General features: G+C 53.5%; 17 protein-coding genes. 11 read left to right on the top strand and 6 right to left on the bottom strand.

Annotated features, from left to right (window positions below; genetic code table 11):
* Nucleotides 1-57: 57 nt before the first annotated feature.
* The 5 genes from BSF40_RS02255 to BSF40_RS02235 all read left to right on the top strand — a co-directional run bounded on the left by BSF40_RS02255 (nucleotide 58) and on the right by BSF40_RS02235 (nucleotide 4614).
* Nucleotides 58-312, top strand: coding sequence for a helix-turn-helix domain-containing protein (locus BSF40_RS02255; protein ID WP_095963944.1), 255 nt, complete (start codon nucleotides 58-60; stop codon nucleotides 310-312).
* Nucleotides 313-417: 105 nt separating this feature from the next.
* Nucleotides 418-1374: a TIGR03756 family integrating conjugative element protein gene (locus BSF40_RS02250; protein WP_095963943.1), complete on the top strand. Its 957-nt coding sequence runs from the start codon at nucleotides 418-420 to the stop codon at nucleotides 1372-1374.
* Entirely contained in the window at nucleotides 1371-2753 is a 1383-nt protein-coding gene (locus BSF40_RS02245; RefSeq protein WP_095963942.1) for an integrating conjugative element protein, read from the top strand. The genes BSF40_RS02250 and BSF40_RS02245 overlap by 4 nt, the downstream gene beginning before the upstream one ends.
* 3 nt (nucleotides 2754-2756) lie before the next feature.
* Complete coding sequence (locus BSF40_RS02240) at nucleotides 2757-3065, top strand: hypothetical protein (RefSeq protein ID WP_095963941.1); 309 nt, start codon at nucleotides 2757-2759, stop codon at nucleotides 3063-3065.
* A 10-nt stretch (nucleotides 3066-3075) separates the two neighbouring features.
* Nucleotides 3076-4614 carry a conjugal transfer protein TraG N-terminal domain-containing protein gene (locus BSF40_RS02235; protein ID WP_095963940.1) on the top strand — a complete coding sequence of 513 codons (1539 nt, stop codon included), beginning with the start codon at nucleotides 3076-3078 and terminating at the stop codon, nucleotides 4612-4614.
* Here BSF40_RS02235 and BSF40_RS02230 read toward each other — a convergent pair.
* From BSF40_RS02230 to BSF40_RS02220, 3 genes are all read right to left on the bottom strand, one after another.
* Nucleotides 4607-5014, bottom strand: a complete 408-nt coding sequence (locus BSF40_RS02230) for a DUF3742 family protein (RefSeq protein WP_095963939.1) — start codon at nucleotides 5012-5014, stop codon at nucleotides 4607-4609. The two genes, BSF40_RS02235 and BSF40_RS02230, sit on opposite strands and share 8 nt — an antisense overlap.
* A 175-nt stretch (nucleotides 5015-5189) precedes the next feature.
* Nucleotides 5190-5783 (bottom strand): hypothetical protein, encoded by a 594-nt coding sequence (locus tag BSF40_RS02225; protein ID WP_095963938.1) that lies wholly within the window; start codon nucleotides 5781-5783, stop codon nucleotides 5190-5192.
* Nucleotides 5783-6514, bottom strand: a complete 732-nt coding sequence (locus tag BSF40_RS02220) for a hypothetical protein (RefSeq protein ID WP_095963937.1) — start codon at nucleotides 6512-6514, stop codon at nucleotides 5783-5785. The genes BSF40_RS02225 and BSF40_RS02220 overlap by 1 nt, the downstream gene beginning before the upstream one ends.
* A 440-nt stretch (nucleotides 6515-6954) precedes the next feature.
* Here BSF40_RS02220 and BSF40_RS02215 point away from each other — a divergent pair, with 440 nt between their 5' ends.
* Complete coding sequence (locus tag BSF40_RS02215) at nucleotides 6955-7284, top strand: hypothetical protein (protein ID WP_095963936.1); 330 nt, start codon at nucleotides 6955-6957, stop codon at nucleotides 7282-7284.
* A 130-nt stretch (nucleotides 7285-7414) separates the two neighbouring features.
* Entirely contained in the window at nucleotides 7415-8374 is a 960-nt protein-coding gene (locus tag BSF40_RS02210) for an ArdC family protein (protein WP_095963935.1), read from the top strand.
* A 130-nt stretch (nucleotides 8375-8504) separates the two neighbouring features.
* Here BSF40_RS02210 and BSF40_RS02205 read toward each other — a convergent pair whose 3' ends face one another.
* Entirely contained in the window at nucleotides 8505-8702 is a 198-nt protein-coding gene (locus BSF40_RS02205; protein ID WP_007901093.1) for a hypothetical protein, read from the bottom strand.
* A gap of 220 nt (nucleotides 8703-8922) precedes the next feature.
* On the opposite strand from BSF40_RS02205, the gene mobH reads away from it, so the two are divergent.
* On the top strand, nucleotides 8923-10650 hold the full coding sequence (gene mobH / locus BSF40_RS02200; RefSeq protein WP_095963934.1) for a MobH family relaxase: 1728 nt from the start codon (nucleotides 8923-8925) through the stop codon (nucleotides 10648-10650).
* Between the two features lie 256 nt (nucleotides 10651-10906).
* Here the strand turns inward: mobH and BSF40_RS02195 are convergent, their stop codons facing one another.
* Nucleotides 10907-12448, bottom strand: coding sequence for a hypothetical protein (locus BSF40_RS02195; protein WP_095963933.1), 1542 nt, complete (start codon nucleotides 12446-12448; stop codon nucleotides 10907-10909).
* Entirely contained in the window at nucleotides 12445-17331 is a 4887-nt protein-coding gene (locus BSF40_RS02190; RefSeq protein WP_095963932.1) for an AAA domain-containing protein, read from the bottom strand. The genes BSF40_RS02195 and BSF40_RS02190 overlap by 4 nt, the downstream gene beginning before the upstream one ends.
* An 882-nt stretch (nucleotides 17332-18213) precedes the next feature.
* Here BSF40_RS02190 and BSF40_RS02180 point away from each other — a divergent pair.
* The 3 genes from BSF40_RS02180 to BSF40_RS02170 are packed head-to-tail and all read left to right on the top strand — an operon-like array spanning nucleotide 18214 to nucleotide 23930.
* Complete coding sequence (locus BSF40_RS02180) at nucleotides 18214-20622, top strand: ABC-three component system protein (protein WP_095963931.1); 2409 nt, start codon at nucleotides 18214-18216, stop codon at nucleotides 20620-20622.
* Nucleotides 20612-21181 carry a hypothetical protein gene (locus BSF40_RS02175; RefSeq protein WP_095963930.1) on the top strand — a complete coding sequence of 190 codons (570 nt, stop codon included), beginning with the start codon at nucleotides 20612-20614 and terminating at the stop codon, nucleotides 21179-21181. The genes BSF40_RS02180 and BSF40_RS02175 overlap by 11 nt, the downstream gene beginning before the upstream one ends.
* A complete protein-coding gene (locus BSF40_RS02170; protein WP_095963929.1) occupies nucleotides 21174-23930 on the top strand; it encodes an AAA family ATPase in 2757 nt (918 codons plus the stop codon). Before BSF40_RS02175 ends, BSF40_RS02170 begins: the two co-directional genes overlap by 8 nt.
* Nucleotides 23931-23933 lie beyond the last annotated feature (3 nt).

Below are 23933 nucleotides of genomic sequence, written 5' to 3'. Positions count from 1 at the left end.
TGCCAATGTAGACTATATCCCGTGGATTGAGAGTCCCTCAAGGCGCAAGTTGCGCGCATGGCTCAAGACTACGAACAGCTTCGTCTGCAGCTGGCGGAAAACATCCGCTGGATGCGACGCGTGAAAAACCTTACCCAAGAGCAGCTGGCGCTCATGGCCGAGGTGGATCGTACCTACGTCAGTCAAATCGAACGCTGCACGGGCAATCCCTCGCTGATGGTCCTGTGCAAACTCGCCAATATTTTCGAAATCACCGCAGATCAGCTACTTGTAGACCCCGATATCCTGCGTCGCTCCCCTTACGTCAAATAATAGTCCCTCGCCTCACAAATCCGATAGACCCGCCTTCATAATTTCCACTGACAGTCTTTATTCCCTAAGCGAACCTGCCCAGGCCATTCACCGAGAGCCTGGATCATGCCCATTGCCTGCTCGTCCATCCCGCCCACCAAGCTACGGCCCTTAGCACTGAGCATCCTGTTGGTGTGCGGCCCAAGCATGGCGCTGGACACCGGCAGCATCACGTCGTCCGTGCTTTCGCCAAATTGCCTCGCATACAGGGTCGTCGGCATTTGTTTCTGGCTGTTCTGCACGCCCTTTGGCTGCACAGTCAAAACCTCGCACAAGGTGCGTCATTTCATTCCTGAACTGGTGGTCTCAAGCTATACCACCACCGGCAATAACCCTTGGAGCGAGATGGCCGCCCTCTCCTCGCCCATCGGCGGTGCGGAAGGTGGCGGCAATCTAATAACGCCTAACACCCGCCGCAATAACCTGCCTCGTTTCAAAAACGTTGACGGCATCGGTCACCCCGGTGGCTGGGCCGCGACGCAACTGGCTTCACAGTCCGGCTATGCCTGCGCCAGCGGTGCAACGGCATTCATGCCCTACTACCAGAGCACCCTGGACTCGCTGGCCTGGCGCCGGGGTATCCCGGAAAGTGTCTATCCCGAGTCGCTCATGCCGGGGATCCGGGAAATCGGTAGTCAGGTCTCGGGAAACATGTGGGGCAACATCTATCCCCGGCAGGGCTATCTGGTACAGCCCGACGATTTCAAGGCGGCCGCCGTCATGGCGCAACGGGCCGGCGATGTGATGACCCGCAACGGGCAGCCCCATGTGTACGTACCCCTCACCCCCGCCAAACGCGACGGCTACTGGCCGCCTGGCCCGATCATTGAAAACGACGCTTCGACCCACAAATGGCAATTGCTTTACCCCCAAGCTCAACCGACTTGCGCCATCTTCCCCAGCAATCCGGTACAGAGCGCAGATGGCGGCTACGCCTGGTCGCTTTGGCGTCCCTATAGCTGCTGCAACCGTGAGGGACAGACCTTTCTGTTCAGCATCGACTTCGAAGGAGATGCTTCATGACTCCGCTTCTCGCACGGCCCTGGTTGAGCGCGATGAGTCTGCTGCTCTATGGACTGCTCGCCATGGTCTCTCATGCCTACGCCGCCGAAGGCGATTACCGCCTGGGTACTCAAGGCGAAGTGCTCGACGACCGGGTGATGTACACCATTGGTGGCGGCTCGGCCGTGGGCTCACCGAGCTCGCTGTATCGACCCAGCGGTCTCGGCGCCGGCGTCTCCTGGCGAGCGAACATGATGTGCGGCAACATGAGCCTTACCAATACCCTGCAAAACCAGTTGAACGGCGTCACCGAAGGCTTCCAGCAGATCATGGGCAGCATCGTGCAAAACGCGACCCAGGCGGTGATGTCGCTGCCAGCATTGATCATCCAGCGCGCCAACCCCGGCCTCTATGAGTTGCTCAGTAACGGAGTGATGCAAGGCCGTATCGACTTTGATCGCTCCAAGCTGACCTGCCAGGCCATGGCCGAGAAAATGGCCGACAAGGTCGGTCAGGCCGGCTGGGGCGCGCTGGCCAAGAACCAGGAGATGCAGGGCAATCTCGAACAAAGCGGCGGTGATGCGGTGGCTGCGGTGAAAAACACCGAGGCCCATAACGGCAACAATGGGGTGTCCTGGGTCGGCGGGCAGAAGGCTGGAGGTAGCGGGCAAATGCCCATCCGGGTGACCGCCGACGTGGTGCGCGCGGGTTATAACCTGCTGCATAACCGATCCGTGGATGACAGTTCATCGATCAGTAGCAGCGATTGCTTAGGCGGTGCTATTTGCCAGATCTGGGCCTCGCCCCAGGAGGCGTCCGAATGGGCCGTTCGGGTGTTGGGCGAGAGCGAAGTCACGACCTGCGACACCTGCGAAACCCTGCGTGCTACCGCGGGCAGCGGATTGACGCCACTGATTCAGGAAGCCTACAGCGAACGCCTCAAGGCCCTGCAAGGGTTGTTGTCGGGCTCTCTGCCACCTATACCTGACAATCTGACTAAAGCCTCCAGCCCGATGCTGCCGGTGACCCGTGGTGTGGTTGAAGCCCTGCGCGACGATCCCGATCAGGATCTCCTGGCACGGCGCCTGGCCAGTGAGACGGCCCTGTCCAGTGTGCTCGACAAGGCGCTCCTGCTACTGCGTACCCTGTTGGCGGGCAGCCACGAACCGAACATCGCTTCCACCGAACCGGCGCAGACAGCCTTGACGAAAAACATCGACGCTCTGGAGCGCGAAATACGCCTGCTGCAGACCGAACTGCAGGTCCGGCAGATGCTGGCCACCAATACCGCCAGCCTGGTGCTCGATCGGCATGTCGGTGGTGCCGATGCTTCGCGCACCGTCGAGCAAGGCGACCCCGAGCCCGGTCGGCTCAATGATGCTGACGCCAGGCGGAAGTGAGCCATGAAACGCTCATGGCTATTCACTTTGCTTTCAGGCCTGGGGATTGCTGTGGTGATGATCCTGAGCGCCGCACTGGTCGCCTGGATCGGCCGCACTGCGCTGGGCAGCTTCGAGGTCTGGCAGCATGCATTCGAATCAGCACGACCTTATCTGCGATGGTGGCGTGCCCTGCTCTATGGCGCCCTCTTTGCGCTTTGGTGGGATCTGCTTCGGCGTTACCGACATCGACCACAGGATCGACAACGCGTGAAACGCATCGGGACCGTAGGGCTCCTGCTCTTTACCTGCGTCGAACTCACCCAACTGTGAGGTCACCACCATGCTCATTAGCACCAACAGCTACCTAGAGTTTTACCTCTCCCTACTGGCCTGGATCATCAACAACGGCCTCTGGAGCGTCCTGTCCGACACTGGGCTATTTGCCGCGCCCTTCGGTGCAATCATCCTGCAAGAATGGTTGTCTGCTCGTCAGCAAGGTGCGGATGAGGGCAACAAGGGACTGCTCTCAGTACCGCGGATCGAGAACCGGTTGTGGCTGGCCTACATCGTCGTATTGTTCGGCTGCGCGCCGGTCTTTCCGTTGAGCCTCTCGTCAATGGCGTTCGATGATGCGGCGAGCCAGCGCTGCGGCGTGAGTGTGGCCAAGCCAGCGGAAACCGCCTGGGGGACGACCTTCAATACCATCGGCGAACGCTCCGCCAACGTACCAATCTGGTGGTTTCTGGTGCATGCCCTGAGCAAAGGGGTGACCGCGGCGGCCACCGCCTCCATTCCTTGCGCACCGGATATCCGGCAGATGCGCATGGAGATCGACAGCTCGCGCATCGACAGTCAGGTACTGCTGCAGGAAGTTGCCGACTTCACTCGCGATTGCTATGGCTACTCCCGTTCTCGGCTATTCACCAACCGCCCTCAGTTGGACAAGGTACAAAGTCATGACGCAGCGTGGATCGGTTCAAGCTATTTTCTGGACACGCCCGGCTACTACGACACCGATCGCTCACGCACGCCGCGAGTCAGTTGGCCGTATGACGACAACCGCGATGTTTCTTTGCCGCGGCTGGAGAATGATGCGGGCTACCCCACCTGCAAGCAATGGTGGAGCGACAGCGGTGTCGGGTTGCGAGAGCGTTTGATCGGGCAGGTTGATCCTTCGTTGCTGACTCAGCTGAAAGGTTGGCTGGCTGGCCGTTCGAGCAACGAAATCGAGGATGCCACCCTGCGCGATCTGGTCAGCCCGCGCCAGCAATCGATGTCCATGTCGCCCGGACAGGTGTACCAGGACTATGGTTCCAGCGCCCGCGGGGGCTCAATCAATCAGGGTCTCAATAACCTGGCCACCAACACCGGGCTGGCCCTCGGCTCCTTCAGCAACTTCCCGGCGATGAATGCGCTACGCGCCGCCCTACCGATGGTGCAGGCTTTCCTGATCATGGGCGTCATCATCAGCTTGCCGCTGATTCTGTTGGTCAGTACCTACCAGTTGAAGACCGTCATGACGGTGACGTTCGCGCTGTTCACCTTACACATGCTGACCTTCTGGTGGGAACTGGCGCGTTGGGTCGACTCCAGCATGCTCGATACCCTGTACAACCAGGTTTCGGCGTCCAATCAGGTGCTGTTGTCTCTGCCCACATCCGGGTTTATGGATGGGACTGTCACCGCACAGGTGATCGAGTATGTGATGGGGGCGATGTTCTTGGTGCTGCCTGGAATGTTTTTAGTCGCCATGAGCTGGGCTGGCTACTCAATCGGCAACAGCCTTGAGGGGATGCTAGGTGGTGCAAGCAAAGCCGCACATGGCGCAGCGGGCAAAGGCACAGATCAGTTGATAGGTGCTACGAAGAAGCTTATCTGACGTCATCAGATGATTTGAAATGACCTATGTAGTGGCCATTGTCATCGTAGTTGCCAAGGTAGGAGTTAGCACCAAGGTAGTCAGGACCTGGATTGTCCTCTTCAAAACCCGTGTCGATGAGAGCCTTGGACTGCAGAAGGGCAATCAAAGCGATCACTACCACAACAGAAGCTACCATCCAGAAACCGATAAAGAGCAGCCATCCGACCAACGCTAACTTGATAACTAGAAAACTCCCGCGAATTAATAATTTACCTGCGGGCATACCTACCGTCTCCGCACGCTCAACCACGTGGGATTCAAACGTTTTCAACTTACGACAACTACGCTTCACCGACAGACCGCAGGCGTACGCCCAGCGGTGAGCACGTGAGCTTTGAACAGGTTGCTGAGTCGGCATGGCCTCGCCCTCTTCTGAGCGTTTTCATGGTTGGGGCAAGAGTATTAGCCTACTACTGAAAGCGGTCCATATCTGACCGTTTATCAGTTTGTTCAGACGGCGCCGCGAGCGTTTGGGCTGCGCGTTGGAAACAGCTCCCATATCCTATTCCGCCAAGAATAGGACCGGGAAACGGCTAGTAACCTTTCGGTATGCGATAGGTCTTGCCCTTTTTTGTGCGGTCTTCGAAAAAGTCCTCATGCTCCGATTCGTCCGTGCGTATGCAATCGCGCGTCTGACCATTCCCAACATTGCATTTCGACCACTCAACCCGACGGCCTAATTCGTCCAGCCTCGCCACCTCGCCTCGACGCGCTTTTATTTCGTCTAACGACGGCACCCACAGATAGAGAGACACTACTACCAATGTAAGGATCGTAGCCTGCGCCGACAGGAAATAGAGCCAACGCCTGCTATTCAATTTCTTTGCTGCCATGTTGTACAGTTCAGTAGCCCGCTGAGCGGCAGCATCTGCCTCCGTAAATCTCTTGCTCAACAGCTCAGCGGCTTGATTCGCAGTTGACTTCGCAGAACTCTCGATGCTCTGTTTGACGCCCGCCTCCAGTCGAACCAGCTTCTTTTCGACGCTATCCTGCAGCTCACGCAACGCTTCAGTGGCCCGTCGAGACTTTCTCTCATCGATCTCTACAGCTTCGAGAACTTTGCGAGCCGCGCCAAAGAGGGCCTGAAAATTTCGATCGTGCGATTGCTCTTGACTTGTTCCGGCCATCAATATCTTCCTAAAGTTGGACCTTTTAGATCGGGCATCTCGTGATCTGGTTGCTTCATCTCTCTCTGAAGGGAAAGATATCGCTCCTGGCTGTACTCAATCCATTGTTTGTGGGACAGGTTCAAATCCATCAAATCCTGTAAAGCGGCGAAATGCAGACCTCCACCGCTGCCGGCCACCAGCACCAATCCGCCGGTTCCGGTCTCCTCTGGCCCTTGAGCAAGCCGCACCAGATCGATGTAGTCGCGCTCAGCCCTTGTGATCTCAACCGATCTGCGTTGCAGAATGCCAGCAGCCAGCTCCTCGATAAAATTTTGGAACCTCTCGCTTGACTTAGGCCGTTGCCTGGCGCCTTCGCCAAATGCATCGAGATAGGGCTCAATGCGTGCCGACAGTGCAGCGCTGGGAAGAGGCGCCGTTTCGATGTACCAATGCACCCGCCGCGAAGTACCTGGCAGGTCAGGCAATTCGTCCAACTTTTCGGAAAAAATTCGAGATAGAAACTGGTGACGACCAGCCTCTTTTTTTGACTTGTTAGCCTCAGTTTTAAACTCGATCAAACGTACTGTGCCAGGGAATGCCATCAGCAAATCCCCCAATCGTTTATCGTCTGGCGTTTGTTGAAGCAAGTTCACCATGCTTGGTAACTGACCGGATCTCAGCTGTGAACCAAGAGCGAATCCCAGCCCGTAGAGAAAATTTCCGATAACCACATTTTCATACAACTTCATTGAACATCATCACCCTAGTGTCACGCCCTTTAGAAGCTTGCCGGTAGCGCTCCAAGCCTAACCGTTTGTCAGTCAATCCGGTCGAAAAAACAAGGCTGGCTTTCAGTAGACTCAGCTCGTCTAACGCGTTGGTTTATTTCGTTGCTATTCACGAACAGCTCGGCTAAACCCGAGGTACGGATCGCTGTTATCGACAGCACCCGCCCAGATAGTCAGGACCTTCGAGACTATGTCACCCCGGTGATGGTTCTCCCCAAGTGCGATTAGCGTTCGGTGGCTCGCACGGTGACCGTAGCTACGGTGATGAATGCCTACTGCTCTTCTGAGCGCCTTTCGAGCTCTGAATCGTGAGATGCGCCCTCTTGTTTTTCTTCAACCCACTGCGGGGAATCTTTCCCCGCACAGGACAGGTTTCTTCGCGTTTTCAACGGAGACATACCATGCCCGACTCACTTATACCCGAAACACTGAACCCCCGTCGGTTGCCCATCGTGTTCACCCCTGGCGCATGGCACCGCGCAGTACTGCTCGAGCAATCCGATCACTCTGAGAAGCTGCAGATCGATCGGTTGAGCCACGTATTGCGCGCAGCCTTCGAAGCCCACCTGGCCTATCCACACAAGCCTTACGTGCTGTTCGAGGTAGTCCACATTGAACCAACCGATCACTTAGACCACGACCCGTTGCTGCAATTGAGTCTGAGCCTACTCCAGGAACCGGGTCAGCCTGGCGCCTTGCTGATAGCGCTTGCAGGAGAACACCAGCGCTAAGCGCAATGGGCGGCGCCCACCTCCACATTCGGAAGGCATGCAAGACCTGCATCAATCCAGTTCATCAACCAACCGGGGAACCCTCCCCGACGGGCACGGCGTTCCTCCGTTTTTTCTCGAGGACATTGCCATGCGCGATATCTACCAAGACGTAACTGACAAGATCGTTACCGCGTTAGACCAAGGCGTTGCTCCCTGGATCAAACCCTGGTCCTCAAGTGGCTCCGCTGACATCGGTCATCAACCCTACCCCGTCAACGCCATCACGCGACGTCCGTATTCGGGCATCAATTTACCGCTGCTCTGGGCCGAGGCCAGGTTGCAGGGGTTCACTCAAGATCGTTGGCTGACCTTCAACCAAGCCAAAAAGACCGGTGGGCACATTCGTAAGGGTGAGCACAGCACTCTGGCGGTGCTCTACAAGCCGATGGAGCGCGAGGAACAGACCGAGTCAGGCCAACCCGTACTGGATGAAAACGGTCAACCCAAGGTCGCTCACTTCGGTATTCTCAGGACACATTCTCTGTTTAACATCGAGCAAACAGAGGGGCTCGAAATGCTCAATGAAACCCAGCTCGAGACGGAGCAGAGTGAACCTTTCCAGCCCAACAGCGCTGCGGAAAATCTGCTGTTAAGTTCGGGGGCCCACATCGTTCATCGATCTGCCAACGAAGCCTTTTACCACCCGATCAGGGATCTCATCCAACTGCCGACAAAAGCACAATTTCACGATGAAGGCGGGTACTACGCCACCGCACTGCACGAGTTGACGCACTGGACCGGGCATCACGCTCGGTTGCAGCGCGAGGGGGTGACGTCATCCTGTCCGTTCGGCTCGCCAGGCTACGCGTTTGAGGAGTTGATCGCCGAGATGGGCGCTGCGTTTTTATGTGCTTACGCCGGCATTCAGGGGGAGCTGCGGCACGAGGGCTACATCGACTCCTGGCTCGGCCTGCTCAAGGCAGACAAACGCGCGATCTTTCGCGCCAGTGGTCAGGCCCGAGGCGCCTCGGAATTTATACTCAACCTGAAGCAGCAACGGAAGCAGATGGTAATGGAAGACTCACGATGCATGAATGATGGAGTTTGACTATCACCTCACCGCTGCAATCGCATCAAAGGGCCCAACGTGAGTTGGGCCCTTTTTTTCTGCTCCCAGAAAACCCATGCCGCGGGGCTCTGATGCAAAGAATCAGAGATGGGCACACACCCGCAGCCTGTCATTCCGCATCCAGGTTCTGAGCCAGGAAATCCACCAGCTCGAGGGGACTTCGGCTATCGATTACCTTGTAGATCAGATCGCGCTTACTGCGCGGCAACTTCTTGACCACGCTCTTCGCAGAGGCCCGGACGGCTTCGTCGGTCCCGTGGATACGTGCCGCGAGCAGCAGCACGAGCGTGGCGTCAGTGAGGTTCATGGCAAGACCCAAAAAATAGGCATTGCAGTGTAGCGACTCTTGTCTTTGCCGTACTAGCCCCGACAAAACGATGCCTAGCCGTATCCATATTCCGATTGCCGCGCAAAGGGACACGCGCCAAAAGGACGGTAAAGGTTGGAAAGGAATGGGGGATCAAGGGTAAGAGCCCTAACCGAAAAGGCTAAAAGGCCACCGACCCAGCCACTTCCCGGAGGTCACGATGTTCAGTCTTTTTCGCCACAAAAGGCGGAAGCCCTCTCCGCCACCGACCGTCAACGTCGCCGAAGGTTACCTGCCCATCGAGTCGGCTCACAGCTTGTTAGCTGCGGAGCACCGCCGCCAGTTGCTCGATCGCATCTGGCAGTACACCGCCCTCTCCCACGCGCAGTTCACCCAGCTCTATTTAAATCCGATCCATCGCTACGCCGAACAGGTCCAGCAACTCCCGGCCAGCGAGACCCACCACCATGCGTATCTCGGCGGCATGCTCGACCATGGCCTAGAACTGGTCGCTTGCAGTTTGAAACTGCGTCAGTCGTATCTGCTTCCCACTGGCGCCGCGCCCGAAGACCAAGCCGCCCAGACCGATGCCTGGTCGGCGGGTATTGCTTATGGCGCGCTGCTACATGACATCGGCAAGATCGCCGTCGACCTGCTGGTCGAACGCCAGGATGGCCGTGTTTGGCATCCTTGGCAGGGCGCCCTCGATCAGCCCTACCGTTTTCGCTACCTCAAAGGCCGCGACTACCACCTGCACGGCGCCGCCACCGGTTTGCTCTACACCCAGATTCTCGACCGACCGATCTTGGATTGGCTCAGTGGATTTCCGTCGCTGTGGGGCGGCCTACTGTACGTCCTGGCGGGCCAGTACGAACGTGCCGGCGTGCTCGGTGAGTTGGTCATTCAGGCCGACCGTGCTTCCACTGCACAGAACATCGGTGGTAACCCGAGCAAGGCGCTGCAAGCGCCGATTCATTCGCTGCAACATCACTTGATCAGTGGACTGCGTCACCTGGTTCAGCACGAGCTGAAACTCAATCAGCCGGGTGGCGCGGGATGGCTGACCCAGAACGCCCTATGGCTGGTCAGCAAGACGGTCACCGACAAGCTGCGAGCCTATCTGCTGTCGCAATCAATTGAGGGCATTCCCTCCTCCAACATCGCCGTGTTTGACGAACTGCAATCGCATGGGCTGGTCAAGTCTACTCCGGAAGGAAAAGCTATCTGGACCGCGCTCGTTGCGCAGGGGAACTGGCAACAAAGCTTTACCTTTCTGCGTCTTCAACCGGCGTTGATCTGGGGGAACGAAGACCGGCCTGAGGCTTTTAGCGGAACGGTGAGCGTTGCAGCCGATGATCACTCGACTGACACTCCGGTATCACCAGCGGCGCCCAGAGCAGTCAGTACAGGATCGCGTCAAGGCAGATCGCAATCGCAGCCTGATCCATTAACGATTGAGGATGCTAACTACTTAGGAACGTTGCTGGATATGTTCGAAATGGCAGATCCCGAGGCACATGATGCGCCGTCAGAAAACACACTCGAAATCCCATACCCGCCTGCGGACAACCCGGGTCAGATATTCCTCAATTGGGTAAAGAATGGCATCCAAAGCCACAAGCTGATCATCAATGACAGCAAGGCCAAAGTCCACACGGTGAGTGGCTGCATATTTCTGGTCACGCCTGGTCTCTTCCAACGTTATGCCATGGAATTTCCGGGTATCGCAAAGGGGGCCGATCAAGACATCGAAGAATGGCATTGGGTGCAAAAGCAGTTCGAAAAGCTGAAGATTCACAAAAAGCGAGACAGCGGTTTGAACATCTGGACATGCCAAGTTAATGGCCCGCGGAGGACGGCCAAACTTAAAGGCTACTTACTTGAAGATTGCAAGCTAATCTTCGAATCACCGCCCCCGGAAAACCCTTACCTTATGCTCGAGGCCTAGAGTTTCGTTAACGTGGGTTTGCGATAGACTAGAGGTTTGAACAATAGCGTCATATTGTCCACACCAAGAAGCGTTTGGGTTAGAGGTTCCGTTGGCGCATGGGGATCCACTTACAAGAAGTGGGGATTACACTGAACCAGAATTTCGAGTTCACATGTAATCCCACTTATATATTGGCGACCTCCGCGCCCCAGAGAACTCTGCATTCTCTAGAGGCTGGTAGAACTGAATACTCACAATATTTTTTAACTTAATGTTAACGCCCACTTGTCGTCGGAGTCACTACCTCACCCGAATCGGATAGCCGATCAACCAGAGCCAGCAAGTCTTGGACCGCAGCCGAACCACCCTCCTCCTTCATCACCAAGATAGTGTCAGGCCTCATACTGATCTGCCGAGACAGCAATGCAGTGATCGTGCGTAGGTGATCCGGGTGGGAGGACAAAAAACCTATAGGAATCGTTATGGACTGGTGAGCTAGATGGAAATGAAATAATGCGCAGACCAGACATCCCGGTATGAGTAGCACTTCAAGATTACCCTCCATCAGCGAAAAATTCCCCGCATAGAGTCGCGAAAACTGATCTACATAGGTAGCAAGCCGCCCACGGGGTGCCCCCTGTTCTACTGGTAGGAGCACGCGCAATCCTCCCCGTTGTAGGGAGGCTCTATCGGAGTGAGGCATGAGCGATCTGTCTAGCTTTTGGGCTAGTTGACGGGCTCTACGCGAACGCGCCCAGAGTGTCGATTTAGGCGCGCACCACAAGGCATCCCAGTTTAGTTTCGGCTTTAGCTTTCCAACCCGATCTTCTGGATCCTCGCAGACATCCAAACCCTCTGATTCGGCCAGGTCGGCTCTCTTCAATTCGGACTGAATACGGTCCAGCAATAGCTCAGTGTTACTTTGCAAATGCAATGCACCCAGCAATGGCATCACCCGCTCATCGTCGTAACCACCCAGCTTCGTAAGATGAACTTGCTGCACATAACGCCGCAGGTCAAAAGTATCTTCTGAAACATACCGACCTAGAAGCTTGTCATCAAAGATACGAATGAACTCTCTTAAGCTCTCATTGCTTCCTCTCTCCTGATTGGCGAGCGCATCTGTGATCGACTCGGAGATTTCAAGCCGGCTGCCAAAACTCTTATCATCAATACTTCTTACGACGCTCACCTGCCCATCTAAGTCGAGGTGAAAGGTACAAGACAGAGGAATACTAAAGCGCTCGCCCGGATCAATCGCACTGATCTTGTAGATCTCAGCCTTCTCTTTAGTACATATCTGGCGAAAGTTTTGCTGGAAAGATTGCTCTGCGAATTGAAGTGTGCGTGACTGCTTGTCAAAATTACGCGTAGCAAGTTCGACCTGTGAACGCACACGTCTTATTCTTGAAGGGCGGACTGCTGGGCTGAAGCTGATTAGATCAAATACAACCTCTGCGCTCCAGTCCTGGATCTTGAAAAACCGCGGGAGGTTATCGGAGCTATCCTGGAAACGTGTCAAAGCATAGTTGGTCAGCTCTAGATTTTCTTCATTCCACTTGATTAGTCGCTCGCTCAATAACGCCTGAATGACTGCATCAACCTCTTTGTTTGAAAATCCGAAAAAATCCTGAATCTGAGCCGGACTAAGACTACCGCATACGTACGCAATACGGAGCGCAAACTCAGTGACCACGGGTAGCGCCTCCTCAGCGCTAATCGCGCAGGAAATTCCGAAACTCTGTGCTGGAATGGCAAATGTGATCTCGTCGACAGCAAGCTGCTCTTGGAGTTGACTTTCTTCTACCGTGATCATGACCGCCCTCCGGTGATGCCTGATGTCTCAACAACGGCAAACGCACTACCATCTCGATGCTGTTCGATGTAGGCGAGAACCCGCCCCAAGGGTGCCTCCTGATTCCGCTCGCGCCACATCCTTGCTGCACCGATGATAAACAACCGATCCATCGCGCGTGAAATAGCAACGTTTACGCGCTCAACACTGCTCAGGAAACCTTGGTCGTACAATCTATTGTTACGCGTGGTGGATACAATAATTATTCGATTCTCTTTGCCTTGATAACTGTCGACTGTGTCTATTTTGATCAGCCTGCGGTAACCGGTCGCCCAATCCTGTTCACTTAGGAGCCGCTGGAGCAACTTTTTCTGTTCGGCGTACATGCAAATCACACCGATAGGTTTCTCATCCTCAGAGCTGTCCTGCATCAATTCTTGAATAAAGTTCCCACTGGTGCATATCGAACGCAACAGATCAATTATCTCGCGTGCTTCATAAGAGTTGTCGAAGCCTGGATTCTTCGGACGGTCGTAAGATTCGCGCCCGGCCTCAGAAGTATCTATCCAGGTTACGACTGCGCGGAGGGGTTCAGGCAATTGATCAAACCAAGCTATGGGAGCACCACGACCTGGCGCCAACGGTATAGGGTAGAAGCAAGCCGAGACTAACTCACCAATAGGCGGTGCCATTCGGTATTGTGTGCGCAGGGTCGCACCGACTTGCCGTCCGTAACTGGACTCAAAAGCGCGCTCGAAGTCACTACGGGTCAGCATGGAGCGATCCCGCCATTGCAAGTCTGCTGCAATCCTCTGCACAACTTGCTTGGTATAGTGTGGTGGTAATTGTCGATGATCCCCCACCAGCAAAACTCGCCGTGCAGACTGAATTGCAATAGCCAATTCGCCTGGTGTGGCGCGTGCGGCCTCGTCCACAACGACCCAGTCATATTTGATGTTCGCCACGCCGAATTGTGAACGGCCCATCCCAACACAGGTACCACATACGAGCGTGCGTGTCTTAGCCAGAAACTCCTCGAAATTACCTCGAAGCGTTCCCAAACGATCTACCCACTCTTGAGAAATCGCGATCACCTGATCCAATCGGGAGACTGCGTCAAGCGACGTCACAGCGTGGGCAGCCATTGCAGTGCTCCGAAGGTAATCGATGACCTCAGGTGGCTCTGCAAAACTAGTATAAAAAAACTTCTCTTCTGCCAGAGTTCGAAAACGTTCTCTACGCTGAGATATACGCTGGGTCAGCGATTTGTAAGCATCACCATAGGGATCAGTTTGCGCCCTTTTTGATTCTAACCGGTCGATCTCCCGCATGAGACGTCCGAGATGAAACTCAATGTCAAACCATACAGTCACAAACGGGTTTGGTAGCCCCAGATTGCGGTTAAGCGCAGTGACGCGCTCGCGCATTTCAGCCCGAAATAGGTCTCGGTAGGCCTGCAGAATTGAAGCCGAATGGTGAGGTAGCAACTGTTCCGATACCATGCCCTCCGCCCCGAACCGAACGACATCTAGTGGCATTTCTGTGCGCTGGCATAGTTCGATAACCTTTTCCGCTGCGTTGTTGACCGCTTCGTGAGATTGGCTTGTCAGCAGTATGCTCTGGGCGCCATGTGACATGGCATAGTGAATGAATGACGCGATAAAAGAAGTTTTCCCTGTTCCTGGGGGACCTTGCAACAAGCTCAGAGGGCCTTGTGCCCAAAGCTTAGCGAAAGCCTCACGCTGTTGCAGGTTCAGAGAAAAAATTAATTGACCTTCATCGTCGTAACGGTTGTAGGCGTTAAGTTCTGCATCTGTCGGGGGAGGCTGCAGCTCCAGTGGAGCGGGACAGTTCGCCGGATCGAAATAGTCGATGAGATTCGGAAGAACTGCTTCGCGAGCCAAGATACGCGTGACGGCCTGGCGCCGGCGCCGAAAAGATGACAGGTCTTGCTGGCTGCGTAGCTTGATTCTATCTCCCTCATTCAACTGCATACGAATGCGGGTATTGTCGAGTACAAGTATGGCCTGAGTTGTCTCACGAATATCGACATGCCCCACGCGGACCAATTCACCATGAATCTCCTGCAGCGCTTCTACCTTGTTATCAGGTCCATAGTCTAAGGGCTCACCTTCTTTGGTGTAAGGAATACGAACCTTATCGCGGTGCCGTCCTATATCGCGATCTACCGCTCCTGCGACTTCAACCTCTGGCAGGGTTGCCTCTTCAGCTTCAAGGATGGATCGCCAGAGGTCTTCAGTGCGCAGGCCTTCACTCGTAAGCTCCTCCCCTTTTTCGTCATAAAGGTCGTCGGTAGCCGTTAGGTAATCCAACCCTAAAATCTGGGCGCGAACCAGTTCTATGGCCGCCTTGATATCTGGAATTGCTTGAAGCGCCTTTAAAAGCTCAATTACGTTGTCCGCAGACGCCGGCGCGAACAGGATGTCAGCCTTCAGGGTTGCCACGGCCTGGGAAGCAGTGTGGACAAACTGGCTGTGCGGCATCTCTTGGTTGCGTATATTCACGAAGTCGAGCGTTGTAGGCTTAAGCATAATCTGCAGACGTGCGCGCACACCGGCCACCGATATTACGACGCTCGGCTGACTCTTCGGATCGCGTACACTCTGAGCCAACACCCCAATGTGATATACCCCGTTATCACTTTGGAAAGGTTTGCTGGCGGTAAGTCGACGCAGTTGGACGGCCAATTGCGGTCCGGAATTGGGGCACGGTGGATTTAGCAATAAGTCTAATGCATCGTCGATGCGATCGAGGGCATACACCCGTAGTTCTCGGCTCAGACAGCGCTGAATCTCCAAGCGCACTGGCCCCACATCGTGGTCTTCCCATGCAGGCCAACGGTCAAGCAACTCACCACACATCTTGGCCACTGCGTAACAATCACGCTGATCGAGAGCGATAGACTCATAATCCGCCGGAACGTAAGCAGGGGTGTGGGTCTCAGTTAGGCTGCCCGACACCATGTCGATGGTATCGATAAAGTGCAACGCACTCCCCTCCAGCATAATGTTTCCGGGATGGATATCCCCATGCTGAAGACCCAAGCTGTGTAAATGCAGCGTGGCTTTCACTAGCTGATGGCATAGGTCAAGGACTTGCTGGCCCGACGAGAACGAATCAGTCGCTGTATCCAGTGCTTGTCCATCCACCCATTGCTGTACAAGGAAGGTTCCCGCATCCGAAATACCAAAATCGATCACTTCTGGAAGTGAAGAGCACGGCTGCGTTTTCAATAGTCGCGCTTTTTCCAAAAACGCCTGCAACTGCTGCGTATCTTCGGGGCGCTTTGGATCAGGCTGACGCCCATACCAAACCTTAACAGAGACAGATCGCCCTCCCACGGATGATTTGTAAAGGTGACTATGGCCTTGTTTTAAGTTCTCCAATAGAGGGTAAACAACCATCGGTATCAAATCACTTCGATAGGCTTCGAAGACTCGGAGATCAACACCTCTAGCTGATTGGCTCTCTAACGATAGAGAATTCAACGCGTCAAGCATGGCACGGGCATTCGCGAATCGCTCTGAAGGAATCATCTCCAGTGCCTGCTCGAACCAAGCGGATACATTGGAGTCACATTCGGAAACTTCTGTTGGCTCCCATAGAAAAATCCCATCATCTAGGCGCGGCAAACGAAGAAAAAGGAGATGGTATGCTGCGACTCCGAGCAGATAAACATCTCGTCGGAAAGGGTCGCTAACCTCACCTCGACCAATTTCAGAATCCTCCGGGAGCAATGCCTTACCTGCGCGCAGATTGTCTCGCAGTGGACCGACTGTGCCCGCCTCCGGGAAGTAGGCCGTCAGGAAGCCCGAAATAGAAACCTTTGAAGGTCGCTCAAACCACAGGCTATGGTCGCTGACATCACGGTGAGCAACGCCAGTGTCATGCAGATCAGCAAAGTGCGAGAGCAATACTTTGACAAGCGAAATACGTTCTACGAAGGAAAGATCATGCCCATGCCGATGAACGAACTCATTGAGTCGCAGTTGCCGTGACGGCAATCGATATAACTCGCAAAAGTCAGCATCGATATCGTCCCGCGTCGGATGGGACAGAGGCTGCAGCACCACACCATCGAGCTGCTCGTTTTGCTCATGTATAAAGCCTAGTACTTTATGCTCACGTAGCGCGATACGTGCACGCTCATCTACAGTGTCAGCCACACCCGTCAGCGCTGAAAAGTCCCAACGCCTCAATAATGCCTCATGTCGATGATCATCTTTTTTGACGGATTTGTACTCTTTATACAAGCCATCAGGATGTGGAAAGCTCGCCTCTCCTACGATTTGAAAATTATTGAATGAAAAACCTGAAGGTTTGAAATCTTTACCACGAAAAAATGATGTAAACGTCTGCACATACTGATTCGGAGTGCCGCTTCTCGAGTCCTTGAACTCTTGACGATAACCGCCCGACTTAGCGATGCGCAGAAACTGATCGAGCGTAAGAACAAACGCTTTCTCGTCCTCAGGTATGGCTGAAAAGTCCGCGCTACCGCACATAACCACCCGATAGTCGATATAGACGGATTTGGCGGGATTGGAAAGCCTTGCCTGGATCTTAGAAGAGAGGATCTTCCATTTGTCCGCCAATACTTTAACGGGGGAACGCCCCATGTCCTCACCGCTACGCAACCAGTGATCCTGCATGGGTTCTATCTTGCCGCGCCACTTCTTAAGTTCGACTATGAGAAGGCGGTCATGGGTTAGCAACACCAGATCAATTTCACGATCTCGGTAGGTGGTATCCATCATCATGAATCCGGCGTAGCCGTGCCATTTTTGGCTAAATTCTGATGCGTTGAATGCTTGGCGCATCCGCTCCAGCGCATCCTTTTCAGATGCATGAATACCGTCACTGCTGATGCAATCAATTTTCATCGTTCTGAACGTCCCTCTGCGAGGAGGTAAGCCAGATTGTCAGAAAATTGCAGCGAGCTTCGCGAACGAGTCATAGGTCCCTCTAAAATCAGATCCGAACCAAAAACATAGCATAAAGCCATCCCCGTAAGAGGTACCATCAGCAAGCGCTTGGCCATGAGCGCTCCCACTTTCACGCAAAAGACCCTCCGATCACGTTAGCCTTTGGATCGCGGTAGGAACGGCAGGTACCTGCCGCCCCCCGCACAGATCCGTACGTGCGGAACTACCGCATACGGCTCCTGCCTCGGGTATCTGACGCGAAACGATCCTCAGGGTATGGGTATGCATTCCTTGGGTGGGGTATGTAGTGGTTTGTGAGCAACCCGAAGCGAGACCATTGAAGTCGATTACGCTGGCTGCGACGTTTATGGGCCTGCCGCCAAAGACAGCAGACCGCCGAACGCCCCTTCCCCAAGACGTATCAGGTTTTCAGGCACCGCGTGGTAATTGAAGTAACCCCTTACCACCCGAGTGAGCCATTGTCCTTGAACCCGAACGTCTCTCGATCATCCCCTCAGGTCGATAGTGCTAGAGAGCGTTACGCGGTCCTAGAAGATAAGTCCTGCTACGGTAAAGTCCGTAACGCCACCAATTGAACCGCAGCAATGCTGGCCATGCCCTCTTCGTCTGGACATTCTAGCTACTCATCGCCGCACGGCTTATGATGATGGCAGCTTGGCATTGCCCCGCTTCCCTGTCGGAGCGTTTCGGAGCTACGCAGCTTTTCTAACCACGGATGGATCCTGGCTCCGAGATTCGCGAAATGGTCGTCAGGGCTTACATTCAAGAGAAAAGTACGCTTCCCCCACAATGTCAGTCACTCAATGCTAGGAGCAAAAATTGGCTGAAGAAGCATTATCATTCATCTCCCCAGAAGACGAAGCGGCTGTTCGAGAGGATAGAACTCAAGCTCCCGAGCTGTTCACCCTCGACTCCGGCCAGCTTCCTTTCGAACGAATGGGTGATGCTCATTTTGAGCTTTTGGTCGCTGATGTCTTTCGCGCTGAACTGAAAGCTGGCTCAGAGGACTGGTTCGACACTGTAAGTCGTCTAAATGACGGCGCAGACCAAGGGCGCGACGTAATTTTGTTCAACGATGGCAATCCCGTCGGCGTAATTCAGTGCAAGCGCTTGAAGACAACACTCGAGCTCGAAGCACTGATTTATGAGATCTGTAAATTCTTTTTATATGCTCACATCAGACCTCAAATCTGCTCAGCTCCGGGAACTCCCTTTAGGTATTACGTCGCAGTTGCCGATAGCGTCAGCACCAAGCTTTTTGAGTTTATGCAAGGGACGGGGCAGGCGCGCTTTGATGACTTGCGTGCGACCTTCCAGACAAAATGCGGTACAGTGCGCACCAGATCTGAAACCCTAAAAAAACACCCCCTGCTCAAAGACCTCTCAAAAGATGAGCTGTGCAATATTGTCTGGCAATGGATACCGCAATTACGGACTGCGGTTTTAAAGAAAGATAGTCTTTCAAGCCTCGTGACCAAGTACCAAACAGTAAAGCGTACCTATTTCCAACTAGAATCCGATAGCGCTGCGATTATCGAAAGCATTCGTGACTATCTAGTATCTCAAGGTGGAGCGCTTTCAGGTGCTGACGAGCCGTACCTAAAAAAGATCCGTACAGAGTACATTGATCGGGAGCTGCGTGAGGGCGATCAACTCAATATTGGACTCATCCAGGGTAAGGATTTAATTCCTTTTCTACAGACCATGCTTGCTCCGGAAGTAGGGATATTCGAGCAAAGCTTTGGTAACCGCCCCGTAGTGCTCGCGGGAGGTTCAGCAGGCGCTGTTCCTGGGCAATGGAGCGACATAAACGCCCTTGTAAAAGCCTACCCAAATCCTCTCGTATTCGTAGTCGGATGCGGAGAGGTCACCGGCGCTATGTTGATCGACTGGACTGCAACCGACGGAATGTCGTCCATAGACCCTTCTTGGAAGCCGGCATCCGCACAGAAATTCAGGGCTGGATGGTGCTGGGTAACCGACCCTGCTGAAGGGCTTATCAACTGCTATGTTCTGGTTGAAAACGAACCTAATAATACTGACTTTGATCGAGGTAACATTTCTCTGAGGCTGGCGTTCAAGGATCTTATCGTCTGGCCTACCTTAGGAAATGATTTCACTAATCCACTTCATAATAAAAACTCTCAATTGCGGAGAATTATCGCGAGCCAAGCTGACGATCGACAACGCCGGCAGAATCTGGTCCTCGCCTCTCAGCACATCTCCGACCTCAAGGGGATCGCTAAATCTCTGCCGGATTATTACGCAAGACGGCTGGCTTCTTCGGTTGTAGTTGCGGCTGCCAATAGTGAGCAGTTGCGAAATTGTGCGATGAAGATTCACAGCGCAACCGGGATATTTCCAGCTGCAGACGTAGCACACAGCACCCGTTCGAGCCTACCAGGGATACAGCCCCCAAGCCGTGTCATGCGCAGGAGCACCAGTGGTGGCATGACGCTCACCCTGACGTGGGATGCGAATGGCTCTCTGGAGCGTGTAAAGGGTCATAGACTGCAAAATGGCGTAGTCCAAGATGACTTGGAGCCTAGCGCTCTGGAGTTCCACGAACTCTTCGACCGCCATCCACCGGAAGCTCATTATCTTGACGTGGTAAAAGAAGAATTTCAGCGACTTAACGCTCTCGTGCAAGCAGGAAGCATCAAGGACTCACATGGCCTAGCATATCAAACCAGATATGGAGTGATGCCTGATAACGACTTTACCCTGGAGGATATGGCCTCTTCCGGAAAATATGTAATGAGAGCTGTGAAAGCGCTCAGCTATCTCAAGACGCACAAAGACTCTGTTTGGATTACAGAACCAGGTACGAAAGGCCATCTGCAATTCAGCAACGCTGAAGGTGAGTACAACGTGCTGGCGTGGGCAAATGACGATTTCGGTGTAAGAGATATGGCAAACGACCTCTATCGATGGGCCAGAGGCACTGCCAATCATCCACAACTAGTTGTATTCGCGAACGGAATTGGTCGTGTTGAGGATACCAAACCCGGCGAACCCACCGATGATGACGAAACCAGTCGAGAGCGCTTCGACATATCAACCCCGCCGCAAAGAAAAGACTCCATCACTGATGTTGCAATGGTGAATAAGGTTTACTTCTTCGCTCTCGACGGGATTGAGTTGATGTACGACAAGACTAAGTCCATTCCCGCTGAAGATTTTATGGGCGACATATCTACTCGCAGGAAAACACTAGATGCTCAGTGACCTGATTATGCTCTTGGATGAGCGAGCCATAAAAGCCGGTTTCATATCCCCAGAGAAGGGACTCTTAGAGTTTACAGACGATTCTCACTGGCTAGGCCCTCCGCCAACGACTCAAGTGAAGTATTGGTCGACCCACTTTGCATCGGTTTTACTTATACGCATCGACGGCCCTACGGCACAGGAAGCTTGGAAAGAAACAAAGCATGCTGAAGCGTTTCTTGACGCCGGACTTCTGCGACTGGAGAGGAAGGGAGCAGTGGTGGATGGTTACCTAGTGCTAGCGCTGACTCAATCGAATGAAGAGCTTAAGCAATTCATTATTGAAGTCGAGAAAGACACGAGGTTCGTCAGGAAGCACGTCGTGTACCAGGACGCAGATGGCTGGCAGCGGTGCCAACGCATCACACCGCTTGGTTTGGCAGAGCCTTCTGAACAAGCTGGCTACTCTCAATTCGTCCCTGACAATGACGAAATGACTAATCTTCTGGCATCTCTGGCGACGTCAAAAGGAAAGGAACTCGCACGCATTCATGGAAAGAAGTGGGATTTGAATGAATAACTTACCTATTAAATTTATTTCGGTAGAGATCCAGAATTTTCGAGGCGTGCCGGATATTCTACGAATCCCCCTGAACGCACCACTGACGATTATTCACGCAGCCAACGGCACTGGTAAAAGCACCATATGCTATGCATTAGAATGGCTGCTCACAAATAAAGTAGGCGACCTTCCAACAACCACGGATTTTTCTTGTCAGTGGGGATCAGGGAACACCTCCGTAAGCACCGAATGTGAGATAAATGGTGAGACTTATCAGCTAGAGCGGGTCAATGGTAAAGCCGCTATCAAGAAACATGACGATCGCAGAAAGCGACAGATTAGAGACGCGACCCTACTCGAAATGCTCACGCCAGCATCTGTTTCCGGCAGTAGTACTCAAGCAACGACCAAAGCACGTCGGGACTGGTTGCGCAATTGCAGGTGGTTATACGCAAACTCCTTGGCCCTTCTGGTAGACAACAGTGAATCGTCGCTCCGACAACAGATATTTGCGGATATATTAGGGCTGGGCCATCTTGCTAGCACACTCAGCAATTTGAAGGAATACCGGACTGAGCTCCCCAAGACTCAAGGGTTGGAGACAAAGCTACAGAAGCTTGCTACCGAAATCGAAGCTCTTGAAGAAAGGCTTTCTGAAAGCCGCATCGGGCGGGACCAGGTCGCTCACAAGCTGAACGAGGTGCTAGCTGGACTTCCAGGCACTCAGTTAACAGGAAACCTTCTGGATGATTTCAAAACTGTTCAATTCAAGGTGGCCAACCTACTGCAGACTGCGAAGCGCCAGAAGAACGTGTTAGGTTTGTTGCAAGAGGGATGGGCGGAATACGAGTCCGGTCTTCAGCTGCTAGGAATCAACCGAGATTTGCTCAGAGAAATTACCGAGGCCACAACGACCTTGAACAATGAGCACCGCCAGCTAACTGAGCAGCTCTCTGCCCTCAATGCACGAATGGGCCAAGCCAAGATTAATGTTGACTGGGCAAAAAAAAATACTGAGATTCTGGATCGTTGGGACGCCATTATTACGGATCCGGTCTTCATCCAGCAGTTCCCTCACCCAGATATTTCCTTCGAAAGTTTTCAGAAAAATTTCGTTGAATATGGCTGGGATAAAGACCGGCAACTGCGATGGCGGGATGCCATTGAATACTTGATCAGCAACAAGAACATTCTTTTAGATCTTCTCCAACGAAAAAAAGATCTGTTGCGCAGCCCTGTTGTTCCACCAGCTAATTTCGTCCAGACATCAAAATCTGCAGATGAGGCCAAACAAGCACGAGTTAAAGCTCAAGCCGAATTTGACGCGTTATCGAACGTAATAGATCGTCTAAAAGTTCTAGGACATGAAGCGGTGAGTTCCCTCACAAGTGGTCATTGCCCCCTATGCAGCCATGACTGGAAATCGGCTGAAGCATTGCGCGAGCACCTCACTTACGCTGCTACGACACCAGAGCTGCAGACGGCAAAAACTAAATTGGAAGCTGCTCAGTCGACCGAGCAGCTCTGGAGCTCATCATTACAAACCGCTAGCCTACAGCAGTCTTCAGCTGAAGATTATTCCACCCAACTTAAATCGGTAACCGATAAACTGAAGTCAATTGACGAGAAAACAAGCTATTTAACCACCATGAATAAAGCTGAGTTTTCAACCTCTGACGTCAACAGCTTTGAACACCTACTCAACCGTATCAAAATCGCGATTGATGCAAAAACAATCGCTGAGGCCTTGCCAAAGATTGATGAGTTCTTTCAGCTGCCGTACTCAGCCGACGCAAGAATTGGGGTACTCGCTGCACAACAGGCCCTGATCCATTACACCCAGCACTTCGAGCAACAACTTAAGTCGGGTGATGCGGAGCAACCGCCTCTCGCCCGCTCCATTGCCCAGAAGCTTCAAAATATTCAGGCCAAAACCCAAGAGTCTCACCAGGTCAACGCCAGCATTGAGGCGGTTTCTGAAATAGTGAATCGTTTCCAAAGCCAGTGGAACGAAGTCAACAGCGGTCTCCCAGTCTCCGTGGAGTTGCACTCCGCCACACAAGCTCGCGTGGAAGGAGAACTCGCGAGGGCCGAAGGATATGAAGTTAAGATTAGCGAATGTAAAATTCTTTTGAGTGTCGATGACGACTCTGAGCGATTGATAAACCTTAACAAAGAAAAACAGTTGGTAAAAGAGAAGCTCAATGCAGGCCAAAGCCATATAACGGCCGCAGACAACGCGATCGGTCGATACGGCGACCATGTCCGTGATGCGACCGTTTCGAGCCTATCTCCCCTTCTAGGGCCCGCGACTGAATTATTCTCTCGGATGCACGCCAACGAGGTCTATCATAAGCTAAGTGTCTCTGGGGACGATTTGAACTGGATGGTACTCGCTGAAGGCCACGACACACCGTTGGAGGCTCAAGAAAAACTTAGCCAAGGACAGCGGCAAGACTTGGCGCTCTCTCTCTATCTTGCCAGAGCGAAAAATACCGGCGGCAGTTTCCTGCTAGATGAGCCGATCGCTCACCTGGATGACTTGAACCGCGTGGCTATGCTAGATATTTTCAGGCTCGCGGCGACATCAATGCCGAATATGAATTTGATCCTTACTACCGCAAGCGACAGTCTAGCTCGACACTTGATGCAGAAGTTTTCCAGCGTCTCAGATCAGCAGCTATTGAACACTATCTACCTGGAAGGAAACCCTCGTACAGGCGTGAAAGCGACTGTGAATGGAATTCCGGCTGGTACCGCGGCGTAGGTC

This window comes from Pseudomonas sp. ACN5, assembly GCF_002303975.1.
Classification (GTDB): domain Bacteria; phylum Pseudomonadota; class Gammaproteobacteria; order Pseudomonadales; family Pseudomonadaceae; genus Aquipseudomonas; species Aquipseudomonas laurylsulfatiphila.
The sequence above is the reverse complement of the archived record's forward strand: the minus strand, read 5'-3'. Positions and strand labels throughout refer to the sequence as shown.

Bases quoted from the DNA above. Each gene is read 5' to 3' on its own strand.
- BSF40_RS02255 (WP_095963944.1), top strand. From the start codon at position 58: ATGGCTCAAGACTACGAACAGCTTCGTCTGCAGCTGGCGGAAAACATC.
- BSF40_RS02250 (WP_095963943.1), top strand. From the start codon at position 418: ATGCCCATTGCCTGCTCGTCCATCCCGCCCACCAAGCTACGGCCCTTA.
- BSF40_RS02245 (WP_095963942.1), top strand. From the start codon at position 1,371: ATGACTCCGCTTCTCGCACGGCCCTGGTTGAGCGCGATGAGTCTGCTG.
- BSF40_RS02240 (WP_095963941.1), top strand. From the start codon at position 2,757: ATGAAACGCTCATGGCTATTCACTTTGCTTTCAGGCCTGGGGATTGCT.
- BSF40_RS02235 (WP_095963940.1), top strand. From the start codon at position 3,076: ATGCTCATTAGCACCAACAGCTACCTAGAGTTTTACCTCTCCCTACTG.
- BSF40_RS02230 (WP_095963939.1), bottom strand. From the start codon at position 5,014: ATGCCGACTCAGCAACCTGTTCAAAGCTCACGTGCTCACCGCTGGGCG.
- BSF40_RS02225 (WP_095963938.1), bottom strand. From the start codon at position 5,783: ATGGCCGGAACAAGTCAAGAGCAATCGCACGATCGAAATTTTCAGGCC.
- BSF40_RS02220 (WP_095963937.1), bottom strand. From the start codon at position 6,514: ATGAAGTTGTATGAAAATGTGGTTATCGGAAATTTTCTCTACGGGCTG.
- BSF40_RS02215 (WP_095963936.1), top strand. From the start codon at position 6,955: ATGCCCGACTCACTTATACCCGAAACACTGAACCCCCGTCGGTTGCCC.
- BSF40_RS02210 (WP_095963935.1), top strand. From the start codon at position 7,415: ATGCGCGATATCTACCAAGACGTAACTGACAAGATCGTTACCGCGTTA.
- BSF40_RS02205 (WP_007901093.1), bottom strand. From the start codon at position 8,702: ATGAACCTCACTGACGCCACGCTCGTGCTGCTGCTCGCGGCACGTATC.
- mobH (WP_095963934.1), top strand. From the start codon at position 8,923: ATGTTCAGTCTTTTTCGCCACAAAAGGCGGAAGCCCTCTCCGCCACCG.
- BSF40_RS02195 (WP_095963933.1), bottom strand. From the start codon at position 12,448: ATGATCACGGTAGAAGAAAGTCAACTCCAAGAGCAGCTTGCTGTCGAC.
- BSF40_RS02190 (WP_095963932.1), bottom strand. From the start codon at position 17,331: ATGAAAATTGATTGCATCAGCAGTGACGGTATTCATGCATCTGAAAAG.
- BSF40_RS02175 (WP_095963930.1), top strand. From the start codon at position 20,612: ATGCTCAGTGACCTGATTATGCTCTTGGATGAGCGAGCCATAAAAGCC.
- BSF40_RS02170 (WP_095963929.1), top strand. From the start codon at position 21,174: ATGAATAACTTACCTATTAAATTTATTTCGGTAGAGATCCAGAATTTT.